We start from the raw sequence: 22,145 nt of genomic DNA on the forward strand, positions 1-22,145 counted from the left end.
ACCGTTATGCTCAATCTGCCATTCATCTGGCGTTCTTAATCCGCTTGACGACGCAAAAATGTCGGAATATCCAACACATCCTGGGAAGAGCTGCTTGTAGCCGCTCTACGTGATGGTCGCTCCGCTTGTTGCTGAGGCTCACTCGACTCACTGACTCGTACATCAGGGCGCGCATCTTTTGCAGGTCGCATCGGACGGCTACTCGCCTGAGTTTCCGAGCGAATGGTATCTAGACGCTTACGCGGAGCCTGCACCTCTGGGTTTTCAGCAACTACTTGCGGCGCCTCTGTCAGCTCATCCTCATCGCGCTGACCAATACCCGTTGCAACAACGGTCACGCGCAACTCGTCTTTGAGATCAGGGTCGATTGCCGTACCAATAATCACTTCACCATTATCGTCAGCCACATGGCGCACAAGATCACCAACTTGTGTGAACTCACGAAGACCAAGGTTAGTCCCGGCGGTAACGTTTACTAGCACACCTTTGGCACCACGCAAATCAACGTCTTGCAATAGCGGTGAACGCAATGCTTGCTCGGTCGCACGCTCGGCGCGATCTTCACCAGCAGCCACACCAACGCCCATCATAGATAGACCCATGTTGCGCATGGTGGTTTCTACGTCGGCAAAGTCAACGTTAATTAAGCCTGGGCGAATTATCAGGTCAGAGATACCTTGCACGGCATCTAAAAGCACGTTATCTGCCGCTGCAAAGGCTTCTAGCAGACCAACATCATCGCCAAGTACCTCGAGCAGCTTGTCGTTTTCAATGACGATCAACGAGTCTACACGTTCACTCAACGCTTCCAGACCAGCTTGCGAGATACGCGTTCTTTTTGAGCCTTCAAAACTGAATGGTTTGGTGACCACTGCAACAGTTAGAATGCCTAACTCTCGCGCTAGTTCAGCGACCACTGGTGCGGCTCCCGTACCGGTGCCACCGCCCATGCCAGCAGTAATAAACACCATGTTCGCACCTTCAAGCGACTCCATGATGCGTTCTTTGTCTTCTAGCGCAGCCTGGCGGCCTTTTTCTGGGTTTGCGCCAGCGCCCAATCCACGTGTAATAGCACCACCTAGTTGTAGCGGCAATGCACCTTCTAAATTATTAATTACCTGTGCGTCAGTGTTTGCACAGATAAACTCAACGCCTGGAATTTGGTTACGAACCATGTGCGTAACAGCGTTACCACCGCCGCCGCCAACGCCAATCACCTTAATGACGGCACTGCCAGCAGGTTCTTCGGCAAAGCCAAACGGCCCAGCATCGTTTTTTAAATCGTTGTCATGCATTTGCATGGCCTGCTCCTGTGAAATATCTGAGTTTTTTGGCCCGCGGCCATCCTCTCATTAAAAGTTCTGTTTCACCCATCCTATCAAGCGCTTAAAGCCACCTTCGCTTTGCACGCTTGGCTGGCGACGCCTAGTGGTGGGCGACGCCTGTATAGCCTGTTGCTGTAACGCGTGTAGTAATAGTCCCACACCCGTTGCATAAATTGGATTACTAATTTGATCAGTTAAGCCAGTTACACCAAATGGTCGTGCTAATCGAACCGGAGAGTGAAAAACTTCTTCTGCCAATTCTACCGCACCTTCCATTTTAGAAGTACCGCCAGTTAACACGATACCAGCTGGAATCATCTCCTCATAGCCACTTCGACGTAATTCTGACTGAACGAGAGTAAAAATTTCTTCATACCTTGGTTCAACGACTTCCGCCAACCCTTGACGACTAAGTTGCCTTGGTGGGCGATCACCTACACTTGGTACTTTGATTACTTCTTCTTCATGCGCAAGCTGTGCTAATGCACACGCATATTTTATTTTTATATCTTCCGCATACTGCGATGGCGTGGCGAAACCTTGTGCAATATCGTTGGTCACTTGGTCGCCAGCAATTGGAATGACCGCTGTATGACGAATTGCACCTTCGGTAAACACTGCAATATCGGTTGTGCCACCACCAATATCAACAACACAAACACCTAATTCTTTTTCATCGTCTGTAAGTACAGCATAACTTGAGGCAAGTTGCTCTAAAACTATGGAGTCCATTGCTAAATTACATCGCTGCACACATTTTTCAATATTCTGAATAGCATTATCTGACGCACTAACAATATGAACACGCGCTTCTAAACGAACCCCACTCATACCTAGCGGGTCTTTTATACCGTCTTGGTTGTCTATAACATATTCTTGCGGCAAAACATGCAGCGGGCGCTGATCCGAAGGTAGCGCGATTGCGCGTGCAGCGTCGATTACACGCTCAAGATCCGCTTCAGATACTTCTTTATCTTTTATGGCCACAACACCAATAGAGTTTTGCGACATAATATGACTGCCAGCAATCCCCACATTAACCGAGTGAATTCGACAACCAGACATTAACTCCGCTTCTTCAACAGCGCGCTGAATACTTTGCACGGTTGAATCGATGTTATTTACAACGCCTTTTTTCATGCCTCGCGACGGAGCAGAGCCTAAACCGATAATTTCCAACCCTTTATCAGCTGTTACGGCACCGACAATACACACCACTTTTGATGTGCCAATATCGAGGCCAACGATAATATTTTCCCCTGACGGTGCACTCATTGTTGTTTTCCTTCTTCGTTTTGCGGCGCCATGATAGCTATGCCATTGTCATAGCGCGCATCAATATATTCAATGCTTTTTTCGTTCGCACTTGCCTGCCACCAACGCTTAACTCGTTGCATTCTTGCCGTAGTATTGTTGGCCCCTAGTAAAATAGTGATGCCGTTGTCTAGCTGCACAGTCCAAGCCCCTCGCTTTGCCAGCTCAAGCTGGCGAATACCAACGCTCAGTGGTGCGAACATTTGGCTAAATGTTAAGTACTCAGCCACCACTGTTTCAGCTTGATCTTGGGGCCCCACCAACTTGGGCAAACCAAGATTTTGCTCAACTGGGCCGAACACATCGCCCCGGCTACTGATGAAGTACTGCTCATTCCAGCGCGCCACCGGCTGCTGCTCCACCACGGTCACTTCAATGGTATTGGGCCACAATAGCTGTACCGAGGCCGAATAAATCCATGGATCGGCTTCTAACGCTTCTTTAACCTGCACGAGCGGCAAATCAAATAAACTGCGCCCCTCAAATTGTTGCAGTCGCTTTTGCAGCACGGCCTCGTCACCATACTGCAGGCTTGATAGCAACCTAACCTCAGCTACCTGCCACTGAATTTGGCGAATACTCCACCAGCTGCCACCTAAAACCAACGCAATAATTGTCACCGCTAACAATGCGCGCCCAAGCCACTTAGGTGGCTTGGGTAGCTTTATCTGCATGGGTTCGCGAATGCGAGTGGCGCCATGTTTCATGCAGTTTCCAAGGCCAAGTGGGCAATATGGTCGACCAGCTCAGAGAAAGACTTGCCTTCTGCTTTGGCCGCCATAGGCACCAAACTATGGCTTGTCATGCCTGGCGACGTATTGACCTCCAAAACAAACAGTTCGCCTTGCGCATCAGCCATAACATCCACTCGACACCAACCACGGCAACCTAATGCATGCGCCGCCTGCTCGGCAATACGCTGTGCCTTAACTTCATCAGCTTGGCTTAAGCCGCTAGGGAGCGCATAAGTCGTGTCATCTCGTTCATATTTGGCGGCATAATCGTAAAACTCTGTTGCCGGCTGCAAACCAATCACAGGTAGCGCACGCCCCGCTAAAATGGGTACCGAGTATTCACGTCCGGCAAGAAATGCTTCAACCAATACTTGTTGGTCAAACTCTCGCGCTAGCGACACTGCCTGCACTAGATCTTGCGCCTGATTTACTTTGCTCATACCAACACTAGAGCCTTCGCGAACAGGCTTAACAAATAATGGCAAACCCAACTCGGCAGCAATCTCATGCGGTGCTACCACATCATCAGCATTCAACGTAATGGAAGGCGCTACCGGCACGCCGGCTGCAGCCATCACTACCTTGCTACAGTGCTTATCCATTGCTAGCGCACTCGCCGCAACGCCACTGCCAGTGTAAGGCAGCTTAATGCTTTCCAGCAGGCCTTGAATGACACCGTCTTCGCCACCGCGGCCATGCAGCGCTATAAATGCCAAATCGAAAGATTCATTAAGCAACCTAGAGATAAACGGCGCTTGTGTGTCGATCAACTCAACCTTATGACCGGCCGCCAACAAACCTTCAGCGACGGCTTCGCCACTTTGCAATGACACAGCACGCTCGGCAGACGTTCCGCCATACAACACGGCAATGGACAACTGACTCATTGCTCAAACCCCAACTTCTTGTTCACTAACTCTTTCACCAAAGCACCCACATTACCTGCTCCCTGGGTCACTAGCACGTCACCAGCTTGTAAAACGTTCGGCAGCACAGAGGTCACTTCTTCAATTGTTTCAATAAATACTGGGTTAACCTTACCGCGCTCGCGAATGGCAGCAGCTAGGTGTCGCCCGTCAGCACCTGGGATCGGCTCTTCACCGGCACTGTATACCTCGAGCAGCAGCAGCTTTTCGCACTGCGAAAGCACTTTGGCAAAATCTTCAAATAGGTCTTTGGTGCGACTATAACGGTGTGGCTGGAAGAGCCAAACGATTCTGCGTTCTGGAAACGCACTCTGCAGTGCCTGCCAGGTCACTTCCAACTCTTTTGGGTGATGGCCATAATCATCAATAACAGTAATCTTGCCAACGGGTGTTTCAATATCACCATATTGGTGAAAGCGGCGACCAACCCCTTGAAAGCGCATCAAGCCAGCTTTAATGGCTTCATCACTCACGCCCTCATCTGTTGCCACGGCAATGACAGCCAAAGCATTTTGTACATTGTGCGTACCAGGCATGTTCAAGGTAATGTCTAAGTCAGCGTGCCCTTTGCGCTTGGCAATAAACTGCGTTTGTACACCAAGCTCGGTTACATTAACCGCCCGAATATCGGCATCATTAGACAAACCATAGGTGGTCACTGGACGAGAAATTTTTGGCAGTATTTCACGCACATTCTCATCGTCTATACAGAGTACGGCCAAGCCGTAAAACGGTAAGTTGTGGAGAAAATCAACAAAAGCCTGCTTAACATTTTCAAAATCACCACCATAGGTGCTCATATGATCCGCATCGATGTTGGTCACCACCGACACCATTGGCTGCAAGTGCAAAAACGATGCATCACTTTCGTCTGCTTCAGCCACTAAATAGCGACTGGTGCCCAATTTGGCATTGGTCGCGGCAGCGTTTAACTGGCCGCCGATCACAAACGTTGGATCTAACTTGCCTTCGTGAAACACGGTTGCCATCAAGCTAGTGGTTGTGGTTTTGCCATGTGTTCCCGCGATAGCAATACCATGCCTAAAGCGCATTAACTCAGCTAGCATCTGTGCCCGCGGAATGACTGGGATGCGAGACGCACGAGCTGCTGCCACCTCTGGGTTTTTTTCGTTGATGGCACTGGATACCACCACCACGTGGCAGTTAATAACATTGCTAGCATGGTGACCAATAAACACCTTGGCACCCTGTTGCTCTAAGCGCTTGGTTGCGGCCGATGGGCGAATATCTGACCCGCTAACTTGGTAACCTTGGTTCAGTAGCACCTCGGCAATACCGCACATGCCTACGCCGCCAATACCCACAAAATGGATACGCTGCATTCGGCGCATTTCAGGCACTTCATATACGGTGATTTGCTCGCTCACGCGCATCTCCTATTAATTCTTCACAAATAGCAACCATATCTCTGGCCGCATATGGCTTCGCGGCTGCGCGGGCCAGCATGGCCATGCGCATTAATTCTTTATCGTTTAGCATTGGCATCAAGGTTGCGTGCACCACCTCTTCGGTTAACTCGTGGTCACGAATTAGCTTGGCAGCACCTTGATCAACGAGTTGTTTGGCATTGTGATATTGGTGATCATCCACAGCATGTGGATAGGGTACAAATATTGCTGGGACACCCACCGCCGACACTTCAGAAACGGTTAAGGCACCAGCTCGACAAATGACCACATCTGCCCATTCATATGCCTTGCGCATATTCTCAATGTACGGCACTAGGTGATATCGCCCAGGCAACTCACCTTGATTAGCTTTTACCTGTTCGTAGTTCTTTGCCCCAGCTTGATGCCAAACGTTCACCTGCTCCAGCTTCTTTAGCGCCGTAGGCAATACATCGTTTAGTTGCTTAGCACCTCGGCTACCGCCTAGCACCAACACATTAAAAGGTGGGCGAGTCTTGCTCACCCAGCGGCTTTGTGGCCCTGGACAATGCGTTAACTCAGCCCGAACCGGATTACCGATCTGTAGCGAGTTCGGTAAAGCGCCAGCAAAAGCAGTAAGCGGCTGCCCACCCAAACGCGTCAACCAACGGTTGGTGGTACCCGCGATCGCATTCTGCTCGTGCACCAATAATGGAATGCGCAACAAGCGTGCAGCAATGCCACCTGGGCCAGCGGCAAAACCACCAAAACTAATCACTACATCTGGTTTCAAATGGCGCAAAATAGCCATTGCTTGACCAACTGCCTGCGAAATCATAAACGGCGCTAGTAATTTGCGTTTAATGCCATTGCCACGAATCCCCTTCACCGACAGTGCTGAGATCTCAATGTCGTGCTCCGGCACCAACTCCATCTCCATACCGGTGCGACTACCCAGCCAGGATACGTGCCATTGTTTGGCTTTTAAGGCTTTAGCTATTGCTAGACCGGGATAAATGTGACCACCGGTACCGCCGGCCATAATCAGTGCTCTCATTGCTCACCTCCTGCGTGCAACTCGTGATGCACACGCTGGCAAATAGCCACCATGGCAACGGAAACCAACAAGCTTGAGCCACCCCAACTTAAAAACGGCAAAGTAAGCCCCTTAGTTGGCAACAGCCCAATATTTACACCAACGTTAATAGCCACCTGCAAAGCCATAATCAATGCAAAGCCATAACACAGGTAAGCACCATATTGTTTGCCGGCTTGCTCCGACAACCAACCAATGCGCATCATTCGAGACACCAATAAACCATATAACGCCAAGACGATGACATGCCCAAGCACACCTAGCTCTTCACCTATGATGGCGAAAACAAAATCAGTGTGGGCCTCGGGTAAGAAGGCAAGTTTTTGAATACTATTGCCCAAACCAACACCAAACCAGCCGCCGCGGCCGATGCCAATAAGCGATTGGGTTAACTGATAACTGGTGCCAAACACATGCTCAGGGCTCCACGGGTCTAAAAACGCGGTAAAACGCTGCATGCGGTAAGGCTCTAACCAAAACACTAAAAACAATGCCAACACCGACAGCAGCATGGCTAAGAAGAACCAATAAATTTGCGCCCCAGCCAAGAACAGCACACCACCGGTCATACCCACAATCACCACGGTGGCACCAAAATCCGGCTCGAGCAGCAGCAATACGGCATAGCCGATCATAATGATAATTGGCTTCACAAAACCATAAAAACCCGACCGAACTTCATCGCCGCGGCGCACGAGATACGCTGCTAAATAAGCCACCAAACACATTTTTGCCGCTTCCGAAGACTGGAAGTTCATAAAACCCAAGGGGATCCAGCGCCGGCTGCCATTTACCTCTTTGCCAATACCAGGAATCAACACCGCAACCAGCAGTATTAGTCCTATCGCTAGCAATATCGCTGAGTAGCGGTAAATTAGGTGACTAGGTGTGAGCATGCAGGCAATCGCAACAATGGTTGCCAAACACAGGTAAACGATTTCGCGGCGCACAAAGAACCATGGATCACCAATGCGGGCAGCAAAATCGACCGCACTAGAGGTGATCATCACAACGCCAAAAGTAATCAGCGCCAAGGTTGCTAATAACAACCAGCGATCCAGCCACCAAGTTTGGCGAATAGAGGCTTTTAAATGCGCGATTACTGCGTTCATTAAAGCTCCTTTACCAAGCGCACAAAGGTATCACCACGGTGTTCGAAGCTATCAAACTGATCGAAACTCGCACAGGCTGGCGATAACAGCACCACATCACCAGACACTGCTTGGCCATATGCGTAGGCAACGGCATCCTGCAAGGTTTCGCAGACGTAACGCCTTGGAGCGAGGTTTGCGATACTGGCACCATCGCGCCCAAAGCCAATAACTAGCTTGCAAGCTTGCGCCATCGCTGGGGCAAGCGGGCTAAAGTCTGCACCTTTGCCAACACCACCAACCAATAAAATCAGGTTCGCACCACGGTGCAAGCCATTTATTGCCGCAAGCGTGGCGCCAACATTGGTGCCTTTCGAGTCATTCACCCAGCTTACGCCGTTGATCTGGGCGACGTTCTGACATCGATGTGCTAAACCAGAAAATGAGCGCAAGGCGGATTTGATGGCATCTACTGACACACCGACCGCTGTTGCCAGGGCCGCACTGGCCAGTGCGTTTTCATAGTTCTGCTTGCCAGACATAGCCACGTCAGCTACCGGCATTAGTGGGCGCCTACCTTGATACAACCATTCCTGGTCGTCTAGCATAGACAAACGCCAAGCACTGCTTGGCTCAGCAGAGATGGTGAACTCACTAATAAACTTGGCACCCGAATCTTGTGGACGAGAGTTTTCATCGTTCAAGTTCACCACAACATGCTCTGCACCGGCAAAAATTCGGTGTTTGGCAGCTTTGTACTGCGCCATCGAATCGTAGCGATCCATATGGTCTTCGGATAAATTTAATACCGTCGCTACAGCAGCATTAAGGTTATTGGTGGTCTCTAGTTGAAAACTTGATAACTCGACTACCCATAGCTGCGCGTCAGGCTGGGCGGCGAGTTCATCGAGCACTGGTGTACCCAAGTTGCCGCACACAGCCACATTAATGCCTGCGGCCTTAGCCATAGCGCCAACCAAACTTGTTACCGTGCTTTTCGCATTAGAACCAGTGATTGCCACAATGGGTGCATTGATCGCTTGGCGCCAAAGATCTATGTCACCAATAATCGCTATTCCCTGAGCCTGAGCTTGCTGCAGCACCGGGTGAGACAGCGGCACACCCGGTGAGACAACAATGCAATCCACCGAAGCAAGCACAGAAGCCGGCAAGTCACCGGCGTAAAAATCGTGATTGGGGTATGTTTGTTTTAGGTCACTCAAGGTTGGCAAGTTCGCACGCGTATCCCAAGCAACAAATGCTTGCTCGGTGCGCGCCAAATGGCGCAAAACAGATTGACCTGTTTTACCTAACCCAACAACGAGATAATTCAGCGAATCTGTCATTAGCGCACCTTCAACGTTGCCATGCCAACGAGAACCAGTACAACCGTGATAATCCAAAACCGAACAATGACTTTTGGCTCCGCCCAACCTTTAAGCTCGAAGTGATGATGAATGGGCGCCATTCGGAACACGCGCTTACCAGTGAGTTTGAAACTAGCAACTTGCACGATGACCGATAAGGTTTCTACTACAAAGATGCCACCCATAATAAATAGCACCAGCTCTTGGCGCACCATTACTGCCATGGCCCCTAGCGCGCCACCTAATGCTAGTGCACCCACATCCCCCATAAACACCTGCGCTGGGTAAGTGTTAAACCACAAGAAGCCCATGCCAGCACCGACTAGAGCAGCAGAAAAGATGACCAGTTCGCCGGTACCTAAAATATGAGGAATATGAAGATAGTAGGCAAAATTAGCGTGCCCAGTTAGATACGCCAACACACCTAGGGCACCACCCACTAGCACGGTTGGCAAAATGGCTAAACCATCTAGGCCGTCGGTTAGGTTCACCGCGTTACTAGTACCTACAATGACAAAATAAGTGAAGATAATGAAACCAAAGCCTAAAGGTATCCAGAGGTCTTTAAACAATGGAATCAACAAGCTGGTTTCTTCTGGCGTTTTAGCAATATTGAACAGCACCACGGCAACCGTTAGCCCCACTACCGACTGCCAAAAGTATTTCCACTTAGCAGGCAATCCGCGTGGGTTTTTCTCAACGACCTTGCGGTAATCATCTACCCAGCCAACCGCACCAAAACCAATGGTTACTGCCAATACCAGCCACAAGTAGATATTGGTTAAATCGCCCCAAATGAGCGCCGACACCACAATTGAAAGAATAATTAAGCCACCACCCATGGTTGGCGTACCAGCTTTAGACAAATGACTACGAGGGCCATCATCGCGAACCGCCTGACCAATTTGATAGTGCTTTAGCCAGCTGATGTAACCAGGCCCAATAACCAGCGCCACACCTAGGGCTGTCAACGCCGCAAAAATAGCGCGCAACGTAACGTACTGCAGCGATACAAAGCTAGGATCGAACTGACTTAACCACTGGGACAGCCAATAAATCATGATTTACTCCAAAGCGAGCGGGCAGCATCGGCAACTTGATCCATGGCTGCACCGCGAGACCCCTTAACCAACAACACACTGCCAACCGGTAAATGGCTTACCAGATCAGCTGTGAGATCTGAATTCGAGGCATAGTGTTTTGAACGACCATCGAACTGCTGTTGAGCGAAACGGCTTATATTACCGACCGTCAATAATTCGTCAACGCGGCCACAGGCGTATTGGCCAATTTCTTGATGAATGCGTTCTGATTGTTCACCTAGCTCAGCTAAGTCACCCAGTGCCAAAACCTTATAGCCATTCTGTGCGGCGAGCACATCGATCGCAGCATAAACCGATGCAGGGCTTGCATTGTAGGAATCGTCGATTAACAGCCGATCCTGCAGCTCAACAAACGCCATGCGCCCGGCAAACCCTTCGAACGACTCAGCCAACGCAATCGCTGAACTGGCGTCAACGCCGTGCTCAACGGCTGCGAGTAGTGCGGCAAGAAAGTTGTGAACAAGGTGTTTACCCGGCACAGCAATGCGAGCTGAATAGGTACTGCCATGTATATGCACCGTCAGTTTGGTGTCTCGGGCAGTACAGTGAATATCACTAGCAAAGGCATGCGCTTTTGGGTTGTGCATTGAAAAAGTTAATAATTTGGTGGCTGCCGGCGTGCGAGCTTGCCATTGGGCAAACGCTGGGTCATCTAGGTTTAACACCACCGCCTGGCTAGCCGCGGCAATGATCTCGCCTTTGCCCGTACGAATATTTTCTAGTGAGCCAAACTTGCCAATATGGGCATCGAGGGCATTGAGCAATATCGTTACCTGCGGCATGGCAAGGGGCGCTATGCGGCCAATATCACCCACACGACTAGCACCACATTCGATGACAGCCCATTCGGTTGTAGGTTGCATGCGAAACAGGGTTAGCGGCACACCTATGTCATTGTTTAGGTTGCCTTGCGTGACCACACCTTCGCCAAGGGGTTGCATCATCTGAGCAAGCAGCTCACGCGTGGTGGTCTTACCCGCACTACCGGTGAGCGCGACCACTTTCGCCTTTGTCGCCTGCTGGCGGCAAAACTTACCGAGTTGCTGTAGAGCCACTTGCGTATCCGCAACCACAATTTGAGCTTGTTCAATCGGCAACTGGCGCGACACAACACAGGCACCGGCAGCGCTCGCAGCACAAAAATCATGAGCATCAAAACGCTCACCAATCAGCGCAATAAACAGGTCATCAATATTCGCTTGGCGGGAGTCGGTGCTAAAACCAGTCACGGTCTTATCACTACCCACTAATGTGCCGTCAAGGTACTGGGCAAGTTCAGATAAGCGATAAGCAATCATGCCCACCACTCCTGAATGACTGCCATATCACTAAATGGATAACGCTGGCCTTGCACTTCCTGGTAATCTTCATGGCCTTTACCCGCCACTAACAACACATCGCCGGGCTGCATGGCCATTAATGCTTGTTGAATGGATTGCTCGCGATCGATCACATAACGCGCTTCACTGCGTGGATCGCCTGCTTCCATGTCTTGCAAAATGGCTTTTGGGTTTTCCGAGCGTGGGTTGTCCGAGGTAAACCAACAATAGTCAGCATGCTCAAGTGCCGCTTGCGCCATCAATGGTCGTTTGCCTTTATCGCGATCACCGCCACAGCCTACTACTACCATTAACTTGTTATGGCAATGTGCTCGGGCAGCCTTGAGTGCCTTTTCAAGCGCATCTGGCGTATGGGCATAATCAACAATTGCTAAGCGATCCTGCCAGGTAACCCCCTGCATACGCCCCGCAACTGGGACTAAGTTAGCGGCGCGCTGCACAATGACATCACTATCCACACCAAGTGCGACAGCACTGGCCATCGCCACCAGCAAATTATTGGCATTAAACTCACCCAGCAGAGGCGCAGATACTTGTCTGGCTTCACCATTAAAATGCCAGGTTGCCTGCAACCCCGTTGGCTTGAGGATTAAGTCACTAAACTGATGGTCAGCTTTGTGCTGCAACGACACAGTTACCACATCACGCTCACCGGCAATCTCTTGCCCAAGCGCATCATCAATATTCACCACGGCAGTGGCTTGTGGATATTGGCTGAATAAAGACTTTTTACAGGCCCCATAGTTGTCCATGCTGCCGTGATAATCTAGGTGATCACGCGACAAATTAGTAAATGCCAACACCGAAAACGGTAATGCAGCAATTCGTTGTTGATCAATCGCATGCGAACTGACCTCCATCGCAACGCCTTGGCAGTTGCTGGCCAACTCGGCCAAATTTGCATGTACGGCTAATAAATCCTGGGTGGTATGGCTAGACTCGTTAAGGTTAGGCCACTTGCCATTGCCGATCGTTCCTAAAAAGCCTGCTTCATCAAGCAATTGCGCCACATAGGCGGCAACCGATGTTTTGCCATTTGTTCCCGTAACACCAAATAACCAAGATAAAGGCTTTTGGTAAAACTCAGCGGCTACGGCTGGTAATTTATCAACTAGGTTGTCCACTACCCAAACAGGCACATCAGCCAATACGGGCTGATGACTAATCACTAAACTAGCGCCGTTAGCCACTGCCGCCGTGACAAACTCAGCGCCATCGCGCTCAATACCAGGCAAGGCGACAAACGCATCCCCTGGGCGAACTTGGCGACTGTCCGCTAACAAGCGTTTCACCTCAACTTCTAGTGGGAAACCAAGCATTTCTGCCCACTTCGCCATGTTTATTCTCCTCGCGCCAACTGTGGTTGGTCTTTATTTGGTGTCACGCCCGCCATTGGCATCGCGCGATTCAATATGGCCGAGAACACTGGTGCCGCCACTTCACCACCGTAGTATTCTTCACCTTGGGGCTCATCAATGGTGATCACCACTACCATCTCGGGATTTTCGATCGGCGCCATGCCAACAAAGGTAGAGCGATAGCGATCCGAGTCATAACCATTGGCCCCTACTTTGTGTACCGTACCTGTCTTACCGCCGGCAGTGTAAAGCGTTAACCCAGCACGCCGACCAGTACCATCTTCTACAACGGCGCCTAGCATAGTTCTCACGTCTCTGGCGGTTTTATCAGAAAACACGCGTTTTGGCTGATCGGTTTGCACTCCCTTGACCAAGCGTGCTGGCGGCAATACCCCATCATTCGCGAGCGCACTGTAAGCGCGTGCTAAATGCACAGCCGAGGTAGTAAAACCATAGCCATATGACATTGTGGCGGTTTGGGCGTCACTCCAGCGTGGGCGATTTGTTAGCTGACCATTGGTTTCAGCTGGAAAGCCGAGGTTAAGTGGCTGACCAATACCTGTTTCCCAAAGCGCCGACCAAACATTCTGAGCACCAATGTGCAGAGCAATTTTACTGGCACCAACGTTGCTTGAACGGCGAATAATATCGCTTAGCGAAATTTCGCCATAATTACCGGAGTCACGAATGGTTTGACCAGTAACACGCATAAAACCAGGCGAGGTGTCCACCATGTTCAACGCACCGTACTGCCCACTTTCTAATGCTGCAGCAATGGTGAAAGGCTTAATGACCGAACCTGGCTCAAATGGGTCGATCACTGCCCGGTTACGCAAACCGTTCGGATCAACCGTTGAGCGATCATTTGGGTTAAAGCTTGGCTGATTCGCTAGGGCTAATACATCCCCAGTGCGAGGATCCATAATCACCACGCTGCCACCTTTGGCGTTACGTGCTTGCACGGCAGCTTTTAGCTCGCGGTAGGCTAGGTACTGCAATTGCGTATCTATGGTTAACTGAAGGTTGCCGCCATCGCGTGGGGCTGCCGTCTCTTCAATAACGCGAATAACGCGCCCACGCACATCTTTAACCACATCAACAGCGCCGAGTTCAGGCTGCATAAAACCATCATACGAGCGCTCTAAGCCCTCAATGCCATTGCCATCTACATCGGTAAATCCCAGTACATTGGCCATCACCTCACCGGTTGGATAGAAGCGCTGATATTCAGTTTTGCCATAGATGCCATCATAATTTTTCGCCAACACAGCCTCTGCCTCACTAGGCACCATGCGACGTTCAATGTACATAAACGCTTTATTGCTAAAGCGCTGATAGCGCTCGATCAACTCGCCAGGTGACATGCCCAAATCTGCGGCTAATGCTGGTAACTGTGCTGGGTCCACTTTGCGCGGATCGGCAAAAATAGTGGTCATCGGCGTAGACACTGCCAAGGGCTGGTTATTGCGATCAACAATCATGCCGCGACTTGCAGGCAGCACATCGGTTCTAAGCGTGCGCTGGTCACCTTGCGACGCCAGCATGCTTTGATCTACCAGTTGGATATACACAAGGCGTCCTGCTACGACCGACATTAACGCCGACAGCATCACCGTCATAACAATAATTCGACCTTTGTACATCTTATTCCCTCCAAATAATAATGGCGTCGGCCTCTGGCAGGCCCATGTCCCATTCTTGAACCGCAATGCGCTCAACCCTTCCTAGGTTTTGCAAAGCAGTTTGCTCTAATAACAGTTGCCCATATTGTGACTGCATCTGTTGCGCTTCTTGGCGCAAGGTTTGCAATTGCGCATACAGCTGACGCGTTTCATAACTCGTTTTAACAATGGCAATGGCAGTCGCCGCGCAGGCGAACGACAGCACTGTTGTTAACAACCAGCGATGGCGCATTAAAGTTTCTCCGCCACACGCATAATGGCGCTGCGCGCCCGAACATTTTCTTCTATCTCAATCTGGCTAGCCTTACGTGCTTTACCAATTAGCTTTACTCGCACCCCTTGTGCGTCACCAGTAACAGGCAAACCACGCGGCAGCTCTTTGCCCTTGGCCTCTTTGCGCATGAACTGCTTCACCATGCGGTCTTCTAGCGAGTGGAAGCTAATAATGACTTGCCGACCACCTGGCGAAAGCATTTCTAGCGAATCCGCTAAGATGGTTTCTAACTCGCCTAATTCATTATTCACTCGAATGCGAATCGCTTGGAAAATGCGCGTAGCTGGGTGCTTGTTTTTTTCATGGAACTTGCGAGGAATGGATTGCGCGACCAAGTTAGCCAACTGAAGTGTGTTGCGAAACGGCTCAAGCTGGCGCGCTTCAACAATTTTACCGGCAATTTTGCGGCTAAACTTTTCTTCGCCATAGGTAAAGAACACGTCCACCATTTCTGCTTCGTCCGCTTCATTGACCCACTGCGCGGCCGATATGCCGGCATCAGGATTCATCCGCATATCTAGCGGGCCGTCTTGGCGAAAACTAAAACCACGCGATGCGTCATCTAGCTGAGGTGACGACACACCTAAATCCAGCAACAAGCCATCAATGCTACCGACGCCCTGCTCAGCAAGCGCCTGCTGCAACTCAATAAACCCACAATGACACACGGTCACTCGCGGATCTTCACTAGCTAATGCATTGGCAATGGCAATCGCCTCTGGATCTTTATCAAAAACAAACAAGCGACCCTGCTCGCTAAGCTGTGACAAAATCAGCCGCGAATGACCACCGCGACCAAAGGTGCCGTCAACATAAACGCCATCGGGATTTGTCACCAATAGCTCAACAGCCTCATCGAGCAACACGGTTTTGTGGTTAAACGTACTCATAAAGACAAATCCTGCAGCACTTCACTGCTATCTAGTTGGCCCATCTCATCACGATAAGCATCTTGGGTTTGTTGCCAGGTGGCAGCATCCCAAAGTTCAAATTTATTCCCCAAGCCCATCAGCGTTAGTTGATGCGACAGACGGGCGTGGTCTCTTAGCGCACTGGGTAATAACACACGGCCAGCGGAATCAAGCTTTAGGTCGGCGGCTTGACCCATCAATAACCGCTGCAAGCGTCTAACTTGGGGATTTAAAGAAGGTAAAGACATGAGTTTGGCTTGCACAATTTCCCAATCAGGCTTGGGATAAATCAACAAACATGGCTCGTCCACATCCACTGTTACAACCAGCTCGCTATCACAATAGTCAGCCAATTCGGGGCGCAAGCGGCTAGGCAACGCAAATCGACCTTTATTGTCGAGCGTTGGCGTATGAATACCGCGCAACATGATTGACTGAGTTTGATTGTCCATTTTGACGATTTTTTGTGGCTGAGTCCACAATTCTCCACTTTCTCCCACCATTCACCACTATAGAAACCCACAACAATCAATGCAAGCTGAGAAATGGCCTGATATGTAAGTAAATTGCTGTTAATCGTATCCGTGCGTAACGATCAGAAATTGGCGCGAGGCCACAAGAAATAAGGAGAATGGCGAACAGTGTGGCAAATGTGACGAAAAAGAGACAAACAAACGGTAACAATTACCATTTCGGGAGCTGTAGTGGGGAAAAGTGGGGGAAAAGTGAGTCAGCCGATAAGCCGGGTTCTGTCGTGGACAACCATTCGTCTAGGCCATAGATTGCTCTATGGCTCAAGCAGCCTACCCGGTCTCAGCGCGGGCAACGCCGAATGAGACCCTATTTGGCCTTGCTCCAAGTGAGGTTTACCGTGCCATGAACTGTTACCAGTCACGCGGTGCGCTCTTACCGCACCCTTTCACCCTTACCGGCGATAAATCGCTTAGGCGGTCTACTCTCTGCTGCACTAGCTGTCGGCTTACGCCGCCCTGCCGTTAGCAGGCACCCTGCCCTATGGAGCCCGGACTTTCCTCCCCTAGGTTACCCTAGCAGCGGTTGTCTGGCTGACTCGGGCGGCAATACTACCCGTTGCAGCCCAGTAAGCAAGTAAAATAACGTTTCGAGTGAGAGTGGCGGGCGCGAAAACCATTGGGCTAGGATTCGACATGGGTTTCGGCTTGGCAAGAGGTAACGGCTTGCGGACACGGTGCAAGTACATCCCTGTAACCTCGTCATCTGCCATCCCTGGCAGCTGACGGTCCGCAAACTCGTCACACTCTTGCCACGCCTTGAGTCCACTAGCGATTCACCACCCAATGTACTTCGCGACCCGTTCGACATCGCGGCACATCGTAGTCACGAATCATCGGCACCATCAAAACCGACAACAAAACTCAATTCAAGCTAAGCCAACGCACTTACACAAACAAACAAACAAACAAACAAACAAACAAACAAACAAACGGACATTACAAGGCTCGTCGCCACACACTGCTAGTCTAAATTTATCTGTACAACTTATTGGTGAAGATATGGACGTTAGCAACGCCACAACCGTTTATCGAGCCCCATCGATCAGCAATCAACGCCTGGACTTTAGTAGCAAAAACTTCAGTAGCGAAGAGCGCTCAACGGTAAACCAAATCGCGATATTGCAGGATGAGTCATTCGCCCATACTGCAACCCGGTATCAACTAACCAAGCACGTCGGCATCGAAAAAGGTATCGCCTTTAAGGATGGCATTACTGTTGTCGAAAACATTGGCGACTTTGTCAAAGCGCTTCGAAACAAAGCAGAGCAAATGGGTGGCACAGACCGCTTTGGCGTCAAAGCTGAGCAGTACCACAATATGGGTGTCGCCAAAGGCTATTTTGTCGACGAACGGATTTAATTCTCAATCTGACATTTATCAGCCCTAGTCGCGAAGAACATTGGGCGGAATTACTCACCAGCAAACTACCCCGTTGCAGGCCAAATATTTTCGCGCTAGCTGGCATTGAAGCCAGCCGCGATATTAATCAAGAATCTAGTTTGGCGTACCACTCTCGTTTATTGCCGCCAAATAATTGCGCCATAATTTTTGCTGCTTGTTTAGTTGGCAGCTCACTAAGTGCGGCAATCACTTGTTGCTCTGATAACTGGCCAGCGCCACCTTCTGGGTTACCGGCGACCATGACAACAAACTCGCCTTTCTTTTGCATTGGGTCAGCTTTTAGCTGATCGACTAGCGTTTCGCCGGTTCCAGTTAGTACTGTTTCAAACTTTTTGGTCAACTCGCGGGCGATCACCACTTGTCTGCCCGGCATGGTTTCGCCGATATCCGCCAGCATATCTTCAATGCGATGGGTGCTCTCGTACATAACCGACGTGCCAGTGTTGCTGGCAATTTCTTGCAGGCGTTTTTTGCGGGCACCACTTTTGGCTGGCAAAAATCCTTCGAAGGTGAAGCGATCGGTTGGTAAACCTGAGATCGACAGCGCGGCAATCAATGCACAAGGCCCGGGCACAGCCACCAAGTCATAGCCTGCTTCGCGAAGTAGGTTTACCACAGCATAACCGGGGTCGGAAATCAGTGGTGTGCCCGCATCACTGACCAGCGCTAGGTTCTGGCCAGCATCTAACCAGCTAGCAACTTGCTTAGCACGCTCTACTTCGTTGTGCTCATGCAACGACACCAACTTTTGGTAATGCACACCGGCTAATTGCAAAAGCTGTTTGGTATTGCGGGTATCTTCCGCCAAAATAACGTCTGCATCAGCAAGGGTTTGCTTTGCGCGCTCGCTTAGGTCTGCTAGATTACCGATTGGGGTGGCAACCACCGCTAACTGACCCTGAGCTGTAGATGAATTCATTTGCGCCTCTACAAGTTATGATGCGTGCCATATACTATGGCGATTAATTGACGATTGTGAAACGGATTACCAATGAAGCTTGTGCACAAAATTTTACTGGTTTTATTTGTTGCCATCATTGCTGGCTGTGCGACAACACCGCGAACAACAACGCCAGATTTTAGTGGTGACCCGATTGCACAAGCGCAAAGCTATGTTAACGCAGGGCGCTATCAAGACGCACGTAATGTTTTACTGCAAGAGTCTATCCAATCGCTCAGCATTGCCGACCAAACCGACTATGTTTTACTGCGCGCCGAAATTGCCCAGCAACTCGACAACCCAGCGGAAGTGCTAACCTGGTTGTCGGGTGAGTATGTTTATTTGTTAGATAGCCTGCCACAAGCAGAACTGATTCGTATTTCCGAGCAGCGCATTTGGGCGCACGAACAACTTTTACAATGGTATCAAGCTGCCCGTGAGCGTGTGTTTATTGCACCCCTGTTAGTCGATGCCGACATGCAAGCAGTGCACGATGCGATTTGGCGCAACCTTGCTTCGTTAGAAAGCAGCGACATTGAACAACTAATGATGAATGAAAGCAGCCCCGACCTAACAGGCTGGCTTTCATTGGCGCAGTTATACAAACGCTGGCAGGCCTCACCAGAGCAGCTATCGGCTTCTATCACATTATGGCGCCAGCGCTTTAACAATCACCCTGCGGCTGAACTACTGCCAACCGAGTTAATGCAGATTACCGGTGCTGGGCTTGTGATGGGCGATACGGTTGGTATTGCTTTGCCATTGAGTGGCGCACTAAAAGCTTCAGGTGAGGCAGTATTAAACGGCTTTATGGCTGCTTATTACGAGCATTTGCAAGCCGGCGGCACGGCAATTGAGTTGGTCATTGCTGATACTGAAAAATCGACGATTACCGATATCTACCAGCAGTTTGCTAGCAGTGGCGTGAGCATGATGGTCGGCCCACTTCGTCAAGAAAAGCTACTTGAAGTACTATCACTGCCACAAGACTTACCAATCATTGCCTTAAACCAAACATCCCAGCACCGTCCAGGCCTTTACCAGTTCGCCTTAGCGCCCGAGCATGACTTACCAATCATTCTCGCCGACGCCAAAGCACGTGGTTTTGACAATGGTGCCATCATCTACCCAGCCAATAGTTATGGCGAGCGCATGCGCCGGGCTTTTTATAGCCAATGGCAAACACAAGAATTTGGTATTGTTGGTGATGAGGCCTTTGAACAAACTGATCGCCGCAGCTGGCTGGATAATGTACAAAGTCTATTAGGCGTTGATGCATCTAACCTTAGAGCACGTCGACTAGCAGCCAACTTAGGCACATCGTTAGAAACCACCGCCCGTATTCGCCAAGACTTAGATTTTGTATTGATGGTTGCCTCTCCAGAGGAAGCACAGTTGTTAAAACCACTATTCAACCAGCAGTTCGCTGAAAACATGCCAATTTATGGCTTGTCTACACTAGCAACGGCCAATCGCCAGCTAACCGACCTGCAAGGTATGCGCTTGGCCGCAACACCATGGCAGCTAAACCAATACCCGATTGAAAGCACTCTGGCTCGCACGCATGGCGACTTAGGGGTTTATCAAGGGCTGTATGCCATGGGGGCCGACACCTTCGCCTTGCAGCTTCGCTTAAGCTGGGCACAAGATCCAAGTGCCGTGCGTATTCTTGGCGCAACCGGCTCACTCACCATTGATGAATTTGGTCGCGTACAACGCCAACTAAGCATGGCTGAAATTAATGAGCGCGGTGTACAAGCCTTGCCTACAATACAGCAGAACCCATTCAGCACTAGAGAGTAACTATGCAACACTGGCTCAGAGGACGAGCAGCAGAAAACAAAGCACAACAATGGCTGCAACAGCAAGGACTAACACCCGTAACAAAGAATTTTAACGCGAAGGGTGGTGAGATCGACCTAATCATGATGGATGGCAGCACGCTAGTGTTTGTTGAAGTACGTCATCGCACCCAAGGAACCGATACCGCCCTAGCAAGTGTTGATTGGCGCAAGCAACGCCGTATCATTAAAGCCGCCCAGCAGTATTTGCAGCGCCAAAGTACTTGGCCTGCTTGTCGTTTCGACGTAATTGCCATGGCAACCGATGAATCACCCATATGGATTAAGGCCGCATTTGATGTCTGAGAGCGAGTTAGACCAGCGAATCATTGAACAGTTTGTAAATAGTATTGAATCCGCTCAGCAGACGGTTAGCGAATTGGCACCCAGCATTGAAGAGGCCTGTTCGGCTATGGTTGAAACCCTGTTGGGTGACGGCAAGATAATTACTTGCGGCAATGGTTTAGCAGGCTTGGAAGCGCAACGCCTGTCCACTGTATTATTGAACCGCTTTGAGCGTGACCGCCCAAGTTTACCGGCATTTAATTTAACCACAGATACCATTGCTCACACGGCCATTGCAGCAACCTACCAATTCAATCAAATCTACGCCAAACAGCTCGAAGCGCTTGGCCATGAGAACGATGTATTGGTCATTTTCTCGGTATCTGGCCGCTCTGCTAACCTTGTCAATGCAGTCACCACGGCACATGATCGCGGCATGCGAGTAATTGCCCTAACCGCTCGCGACGGTGGCAATGTGGCTTCTGTATTAACCGATAGCGACATTGAGTTACGAGTCCCCCATGATCGCGCGCCACTTATTCACGAAAGCTTCCATATGTTGGTAAACTGCTTTGCAAGTAACGTTGATCATTTATTATTTGGCTTTGATGAGGAATTCTAGTGCGACGCTATATAGTTATCATGGCGCTTACCAGCACAATTTTGTTTGGCTGCGCCTCAACACCACAGCCGGATACTACGCCGGTAAACAATCCCAATGACCGCACAGTGGAAGGCATTAGCAGCGACACTGAGCTAGAAACACGTATTGAACGTTTGCTCGCGGAAGCAAGCCCTGCTTTTGACAACTTAGAATCATCCGCTCACGTTAACCAAGGCAACGTACTACTAGTAGGGCGTATTGGTGACCCACAAGCCATTGAACTAGCTAATGATTTAGTATTGCCACTGCCAGGCGTTGAGTCTTTGCATAATCACCTTATTGTCGGCGAAAAACTCACCTCTACGATAAAAGCGAACGACACCTGGCTGCGTGTGCGCATCCATGCAGCCATGTTTAATGCCGATGACTTCCCGTCGCGCAAAGTAGAAGTCATTGTTGAAAATGGCGTCGTATACTTAATGGGGAGCCTGACCGAGGACGAAGGCAGACAAGCGGCGCAATTAGCCGCAGGCGTTGAAGGCGTGCAAAAAGTGGTTACCTTGTTCGCCATTTAGCAGGCAAAAAACATTTATCATTTTCATTTTGGCTGACTCGCGTCAAATCGCTTTCGC

At 50.1% G+C, this 22,145-nt stretch carries 21 protein-coding genes and 1 other RNA gene; 5 read left to right on the forward strand and 17 right to left on the reverse strand.

From position 1 onward, the window contains the following. Positions 1-35: 35 nt before the first annotated feature. The 16 genes from ftsZ to rnpB all read right to left on the reverse strand — a co-directional run bounded on the left by ftsZ (position 36) and on the right by rnpB (position 16,981). Positions 36-1,301: a cell division protein FtsZ gene (ftsZ, locus tag DUW71_RS04420; protein ID WP_233546025.1), complete on the reverse strand. Its 1,266-nt coding sequence runs from the start codon at positions 1,299-1,301 to the stop codon at positions 36-38. Positions 1,302-1,352: 51 nt separating this feature from the next. Then, on the reverse strand, positions 1,353-2,600 hold the full coding sequence (gene ftsA, locus DUW71_RS04425) for a cell division protein FtsA (protein ID WP_119394026.1): 1,248 nt from the start codon (positions 2,598-2,600) through the stop codon (positions 1,353-1,355). Further along, positions 2,597-3,346, reverse strand: a complete 750-nt coding sequence (locus DUW71_RS04430) for a cell division protein FtsQ/DivIB (protein WP_119394027.1) — start codon at positions 3,344-3,346, stop codon at positions 2,597-2,599. The genes ftsA and DUW71_RS04430 overlap by 4 nt, the downstream gene beginning before the upstream one ends. Next, positions 3,343-4,260, reverse strand: coding sequence for a D-alanine--D-alanine ligase (locus DUW71_RS04435; protein WP_119394028.1), 918 nt, complete (start codon positions 4,258-4,260; stop codon positions 3,343-3,345). Before DUW71_RS04435 ends, DUW71_RS04430 begins: the two co-directional genes overlap by 4 nt. Continuing rightward, entirely contained in the window at positions 4,257-5,693 is a 1,437-nt protein-coding gene (gene murC, locus DUW71_RS04440; protein ID WP_119394029.1) for a UDP-N-acetylmuramate--L-alanine ligase, read from the reverse strand. The genes DUW71_RS04435 and murC overlap by 4 nt, the downstream gene beginning before the upstream one ends. Beyond that, a complete protein-coding gene (murG, locus tag DUW71_RS04445) occupies positions 5,662-6,744 on the reverse strand; it encodes an undecaprenyldiphospho-muramoylpentapeptide beta-N-acetylglucosaminyltransferase (protein ID WP_119394030.1) in 1,083 nt (360 codons plus the stop codon). Before murG ends, murC begins: the two co-directional genes overlap by 32 nt. Next, positions 6,741-7,895: a putative lipid II flippase FtsW gene (gene ftsW / locus DUW71_RS04450; RefSeq protein WP_119394031.1), complete on the reverse strand. Its 1,155-nt coding sequence runs from the start codon at positions 7,893-7,895 to the stop codon at positions 6,741-6,743. Before ftsW ends, murG begins: the two co-directional genes overlap by 4 nt. Then, entirely contained in the window at positions 7,895-9,220 is a 1,326-nt protein-coding gene (gene murD / locus DUW71_RS04455; RefSeq protein ID WP_119394032.1) for a UDP-N-acetylmuramoyl-L-alanine--D-glutamate ligase, read from the reverse strand. The genes ftsW and murD overlap by 1 nt, the downstream gene beginning before the upstream one ends. Next, a complete protein-coding gene (gene mraY, locus DUW71_RS04460; RefSeq protein ID WP_119394033.1) occupies positions 9,220-10,302 on the reverse strand; it encodes a phospho-N-acetylmuramoyl-pentapeptide-transferase in 1,083 nt (360 codons plus the stop codon). The genes murD and mraY overlap by 1 nt, the downstream gene beginning before the upstream one ends. Further along, on the reverse strand, positions 10,299-11,642 hold the full coding sequence (locus tag DUW71_RS04465; RefSeq protein WP_119394034.1) for a UDP-N-acetylmuramoyl-tripeptide--D-alanyl-D-alanine ligase: 1,344 nt from the start codon (positions 11,640-11,642) through the stop codon (positions 10,299-10,301). Before DUW71_RS04465 ends, mraY begins: the two co-directional genes overlap by 4 nt. Continuing rightward, positions 11,639-13,021, reverse strand: coding sequence for a UDP-N-acetylmuramoyl-L-alanyl-D-glutamate--2,6-diaminopimelate ligase (locus DUW71_RS04470; protein WP_119394035.1), 1,383 nt, complete (start codon positions 13,019-13,021; stop codon positions 11,639-11,641). Before DUW71_RS04470 ends, DUW71_RS04465 begins: the two co-directional genes overlap by 4 nt. 2 nt (positions 13,022-13,023) lie before the next feature. Then, positions 13,024-14,685: a peptidoglycan D,D-transpeptidase FtsI family protein gene (locus tag DUW71_RS04475; protein ID WP_119394036.1), complete on the reverse strand. Its 1,662-nt coding sequence runs from the start codon at positions 14,683-14,685 to the stop codon at positions 13,024-13,026. 1 nt (position 14,686) lies between these two features. After that, a complete protein-coding gene (gene ftsL / locus DUW71_RS04480) occupies positions 14,687-14,956 on the reverse strand; it encodes a cell division protein FtsL (protein ID WP_119394037.1) in 270 nt (89 codons plus the stop codon). Further along, a complete protein-coding gene (gene rsmH / locus DUW71_RS04485; protein ID WP_119394038.1) occupies positions 14,956-15,888 on the reverse strand; it encodes a 16S rRNA (cytosine(1402)-N(4))-methyltransferase RsmH in 933 nt (310 codons plus the stop codon). The genes ftsL and rsmH overlap by 1 nt, the downstream gene beginning before the upstream one ends. Further along, a complete protein-coding gene (mraZ, locus tag DUW71_RS04490; protein ID WP_233546026.1) occupies positions 15,885-16,361 on the reverse strand; it encodes a division/cell wall cluster transcriptional repressor MraZ in 477 nt (158 codons plus the stop codon). The genes rsmH and mraZ overlap by 4 nt, the downstream gene beginning before the upstream one ends. Before the next feature lie 270 nt (positions 16,362-16,631). Continuing rightward, positions 16,632-16,981, reverse strand: an RNA gene (rnpB, locus tag DUW71_RS04495) — RNase P RNA component class A. A gap of 460 nt (positions 16,982-17,441) precedes the next feature. On the opposite strand from rnpB, the gene DUW71_RS17555 reads away from it, so the two are divergent. After that, a complete protein-coding gene (locus DUW71_RS17555; RefSeq protein WP_158583870.1) occupies positions 17,442-17,801 on the forward strand; it encodes a hypothetical protein in 360 nt (119 codons plus the stop codon). 127 nt (positions 17,802-17,928) lie between these two features. Here the strand turns inward: DUW71_RS17555 and rsmI are convergent, their stop codons facing one another. Then, on the reverse strand, positions 17,929-18,762 hold the full coding sequence (gene rsmI / locus DUW71_RS04505) for a 16S rRNA (cytidine(1402)-2'-O)-methyltransferase (RefSeq protein ID WP_119394040.1): 834 nt from the start codon (positions 18,760-18,762) through the stop codon (positions 17,929-17,931). 72 nt (positions 18,763-18,834) lie between these two features. Here rsmI and DUW71_RS04510 point away from each other — a divergent pair, with 72 nt between their 5' ends. From DUW71_RS04510 to DUW71_RS04525, 4 genes are read left to right on the forward strand one after another with little or no spacing between them, the layout of a single operon-like run. Continuing rightward, on the forward strand, positions 18,835-20,586 hold the full coding sequence (locus DUW71_RS04510) for a penicillin-binding protein activator (RefSeq protein ID WP_119394041.1): 1,752 nt from the start codon (positions 18,835-18,837) through the stop codon (positions 20,584-20,586). Between the two features lie 2 nt (positions 20,587-20,588). Continuing rightward, positions 20,589-20,930: a YraN family protein gene (locus DUW71_RS04515; protein WP_119394042.1), complete on the forward strand. Its 342-nt coding sequence runs from the start codon at positions 20,589-20,591 to the stop codon at positions 20,928-20,930. Continuing rightward, positions 20,923-21,531: an SIS domain-containing protein gene (locus DUW71_RS04520; protein WP_158583871.1), complete on the forward strand. Its 609-nt coding sequence runs from the start codon at positions 20,923-20,925 to the stop codon at positions 21,529-21,531. Before DUW71_RS04515 ends, DUW71_RS04520 begins: the two co-directional genes overlap by 8 nt. Beyond that, positions 21,531-22,088 carry a BON domain-containing protein gene (locus tag DUW71_RS04525; protein WP_158583872.1) on the forward strand — a complete coding sequence of 186 codons (558 nt, stop codon included), beginning with the start codon at positions 21,531-21,533 and terminating at the stop codon, positions 22,086-22,088. Before DUW71_RS04520 ends, DUW71_RS04525 begins: the two co-directional genes overlap by 1 nt. Positions 22,089-22,145 lie beyond the last annotated feature (57 nt).

The sequence above is a fragment of the Salinibius halmophilus genome (genome assembly GCF_003577475.1).
Classification (GTDB): domain Bacteria; phylum Pseudomonadota; class Gammaproteobacteria; order Pseudomonadales; family Natronospirillaceae; genus Salinibius; species Salinibius halmophilus.

Coding starts and splice junctions, on each gene's coding strand:
- DUW71_RS04515 (WP_119394042.1), top strand. CDS start 20,589: ATGCAACACTGGCTCAGAGGACGAGCAGCAGAAAACAAAGCACAACAA.
- rsmH (WP_119394038.1), bottom strand. CDS start 15,888: ATGAGTACGTTTAACCACAAAACCGTGTTGCTCGATGAGGCTGTTGAG.
- DUW71_RS04435 (WP_119394028.1), bottom strand. CDS start 4,260: ATGAGTCAGTTGTCCATTGCCGTGTTGTATGGCGGAACGTCTGCCGAG.
- ftsA (WP_119394026.1), bottom strand. CDS start 2,600: ATGAGTGCACCGTCAGGGGAAAATATTATCGTTGGCCTCGATATTGGC.
- DUW71_RS04465 (WP_119394034.1), bottom strand. CDS start 11,642: ATGATTGCTTATCGCTTATCTGAACTTGCCCAGTACCTTGACGGCACA.
- murG (WP_119394030.1), bottom strand. CDS start 6,744: ATGAGAGCACTGATTATGGCCGGCGGTACCGGTGGTCACATTTATCCC.
- DUW71_RS04510 (WP_119394041.1), top strand. CDS start 18,835: ATGAAGCTTGTGCACAAAATTTTACTGGTTTTATTTGTTGCCATCATT.
- DUW71_RS04475 (WP_119394036.1), bottom strand. CDS start 14,685: ATGTACAAAGGTCGAATTATTGTTATGACGGTGATGCTGTCGGCGTTA.
- rsmI (WP_119394040.1), bottom strand. CDS start 18,762: ATGAATTCATCTACAGCTCAGGGTCAGTTAGCGGTGGTTGCCACCCCA.
- DUW71_RS04520 (WP_158583871.1), top strand. CDS start 20,923: ATGTCTGAGAGCGAGTTAGACCAGCGAATCATTGAACAGTTTGTAAAT.
- murD (WP_119394032.1), bottom strand. CDS start 9,220: ATGACAGATTCGCTGAATTATCTCGTTGTTGGGTTAGGTAAAACAGGT.
- ftsZ (WP_233546025.1), bottom strand. CDS start 1,301: ATGCAAATGCATGACAACGATTTAAAAAACGATGCTGGGCCGTTTGGC.
- DUW71_RS04470 (WP_119394035.1), bottom strand. CDS start 13,021: ATGGCGAAGTGGGCAGAAATGCTTGGTTTCCCACTAGAAGTTGAGGTG.
- mraZ (WP_233546026.1), bottom strand. CDS start 16,361: ATGGACAATCAAACTCAGTCAATCATGTTGCGCGGTATTCATACGCCA.
- DUW71_RS17555 (WP_158583870.1), top strand. CDS start 17,442: ATGGACGTTAGCAACGCCACAACCGTTTATCGAGCCCCATCGATCAGC.
- ftsW (WP_119394031.1), bottom strand. CDS start 7,895: ATGAACGCAGTAATCGCGCATTTAAAAGCCTCTATTCGCCAAACTTGG.
- DUW71_RS04430 (WP_119394027.1), bottom strand. CDS start 3,346: ATGAAACATGGCGCCACTCGCATTCGCGAACCCATGCAGATAAAGCTA.
- ftsL (WP_119394037.1), bottom strand. CDS start 14,956: ATGCGCCATCGCTGGTTGTTAACAACAGTGCTGTCGTTCGCCTGCGCG.
- murC (WP_119394029.1), bottom strand. CDS start 5,693: ATGCGCGTGAGCGAGCAAATCACCGTATATGAAGTGCCTGAAATGCGC.
- mraY (WP_119394033.1), bottom strand. CDS start 10,302: ATGATTTATTGGCTGTCCCAGTGGTTAAGTCAGTTCGATCCTAGCTTT.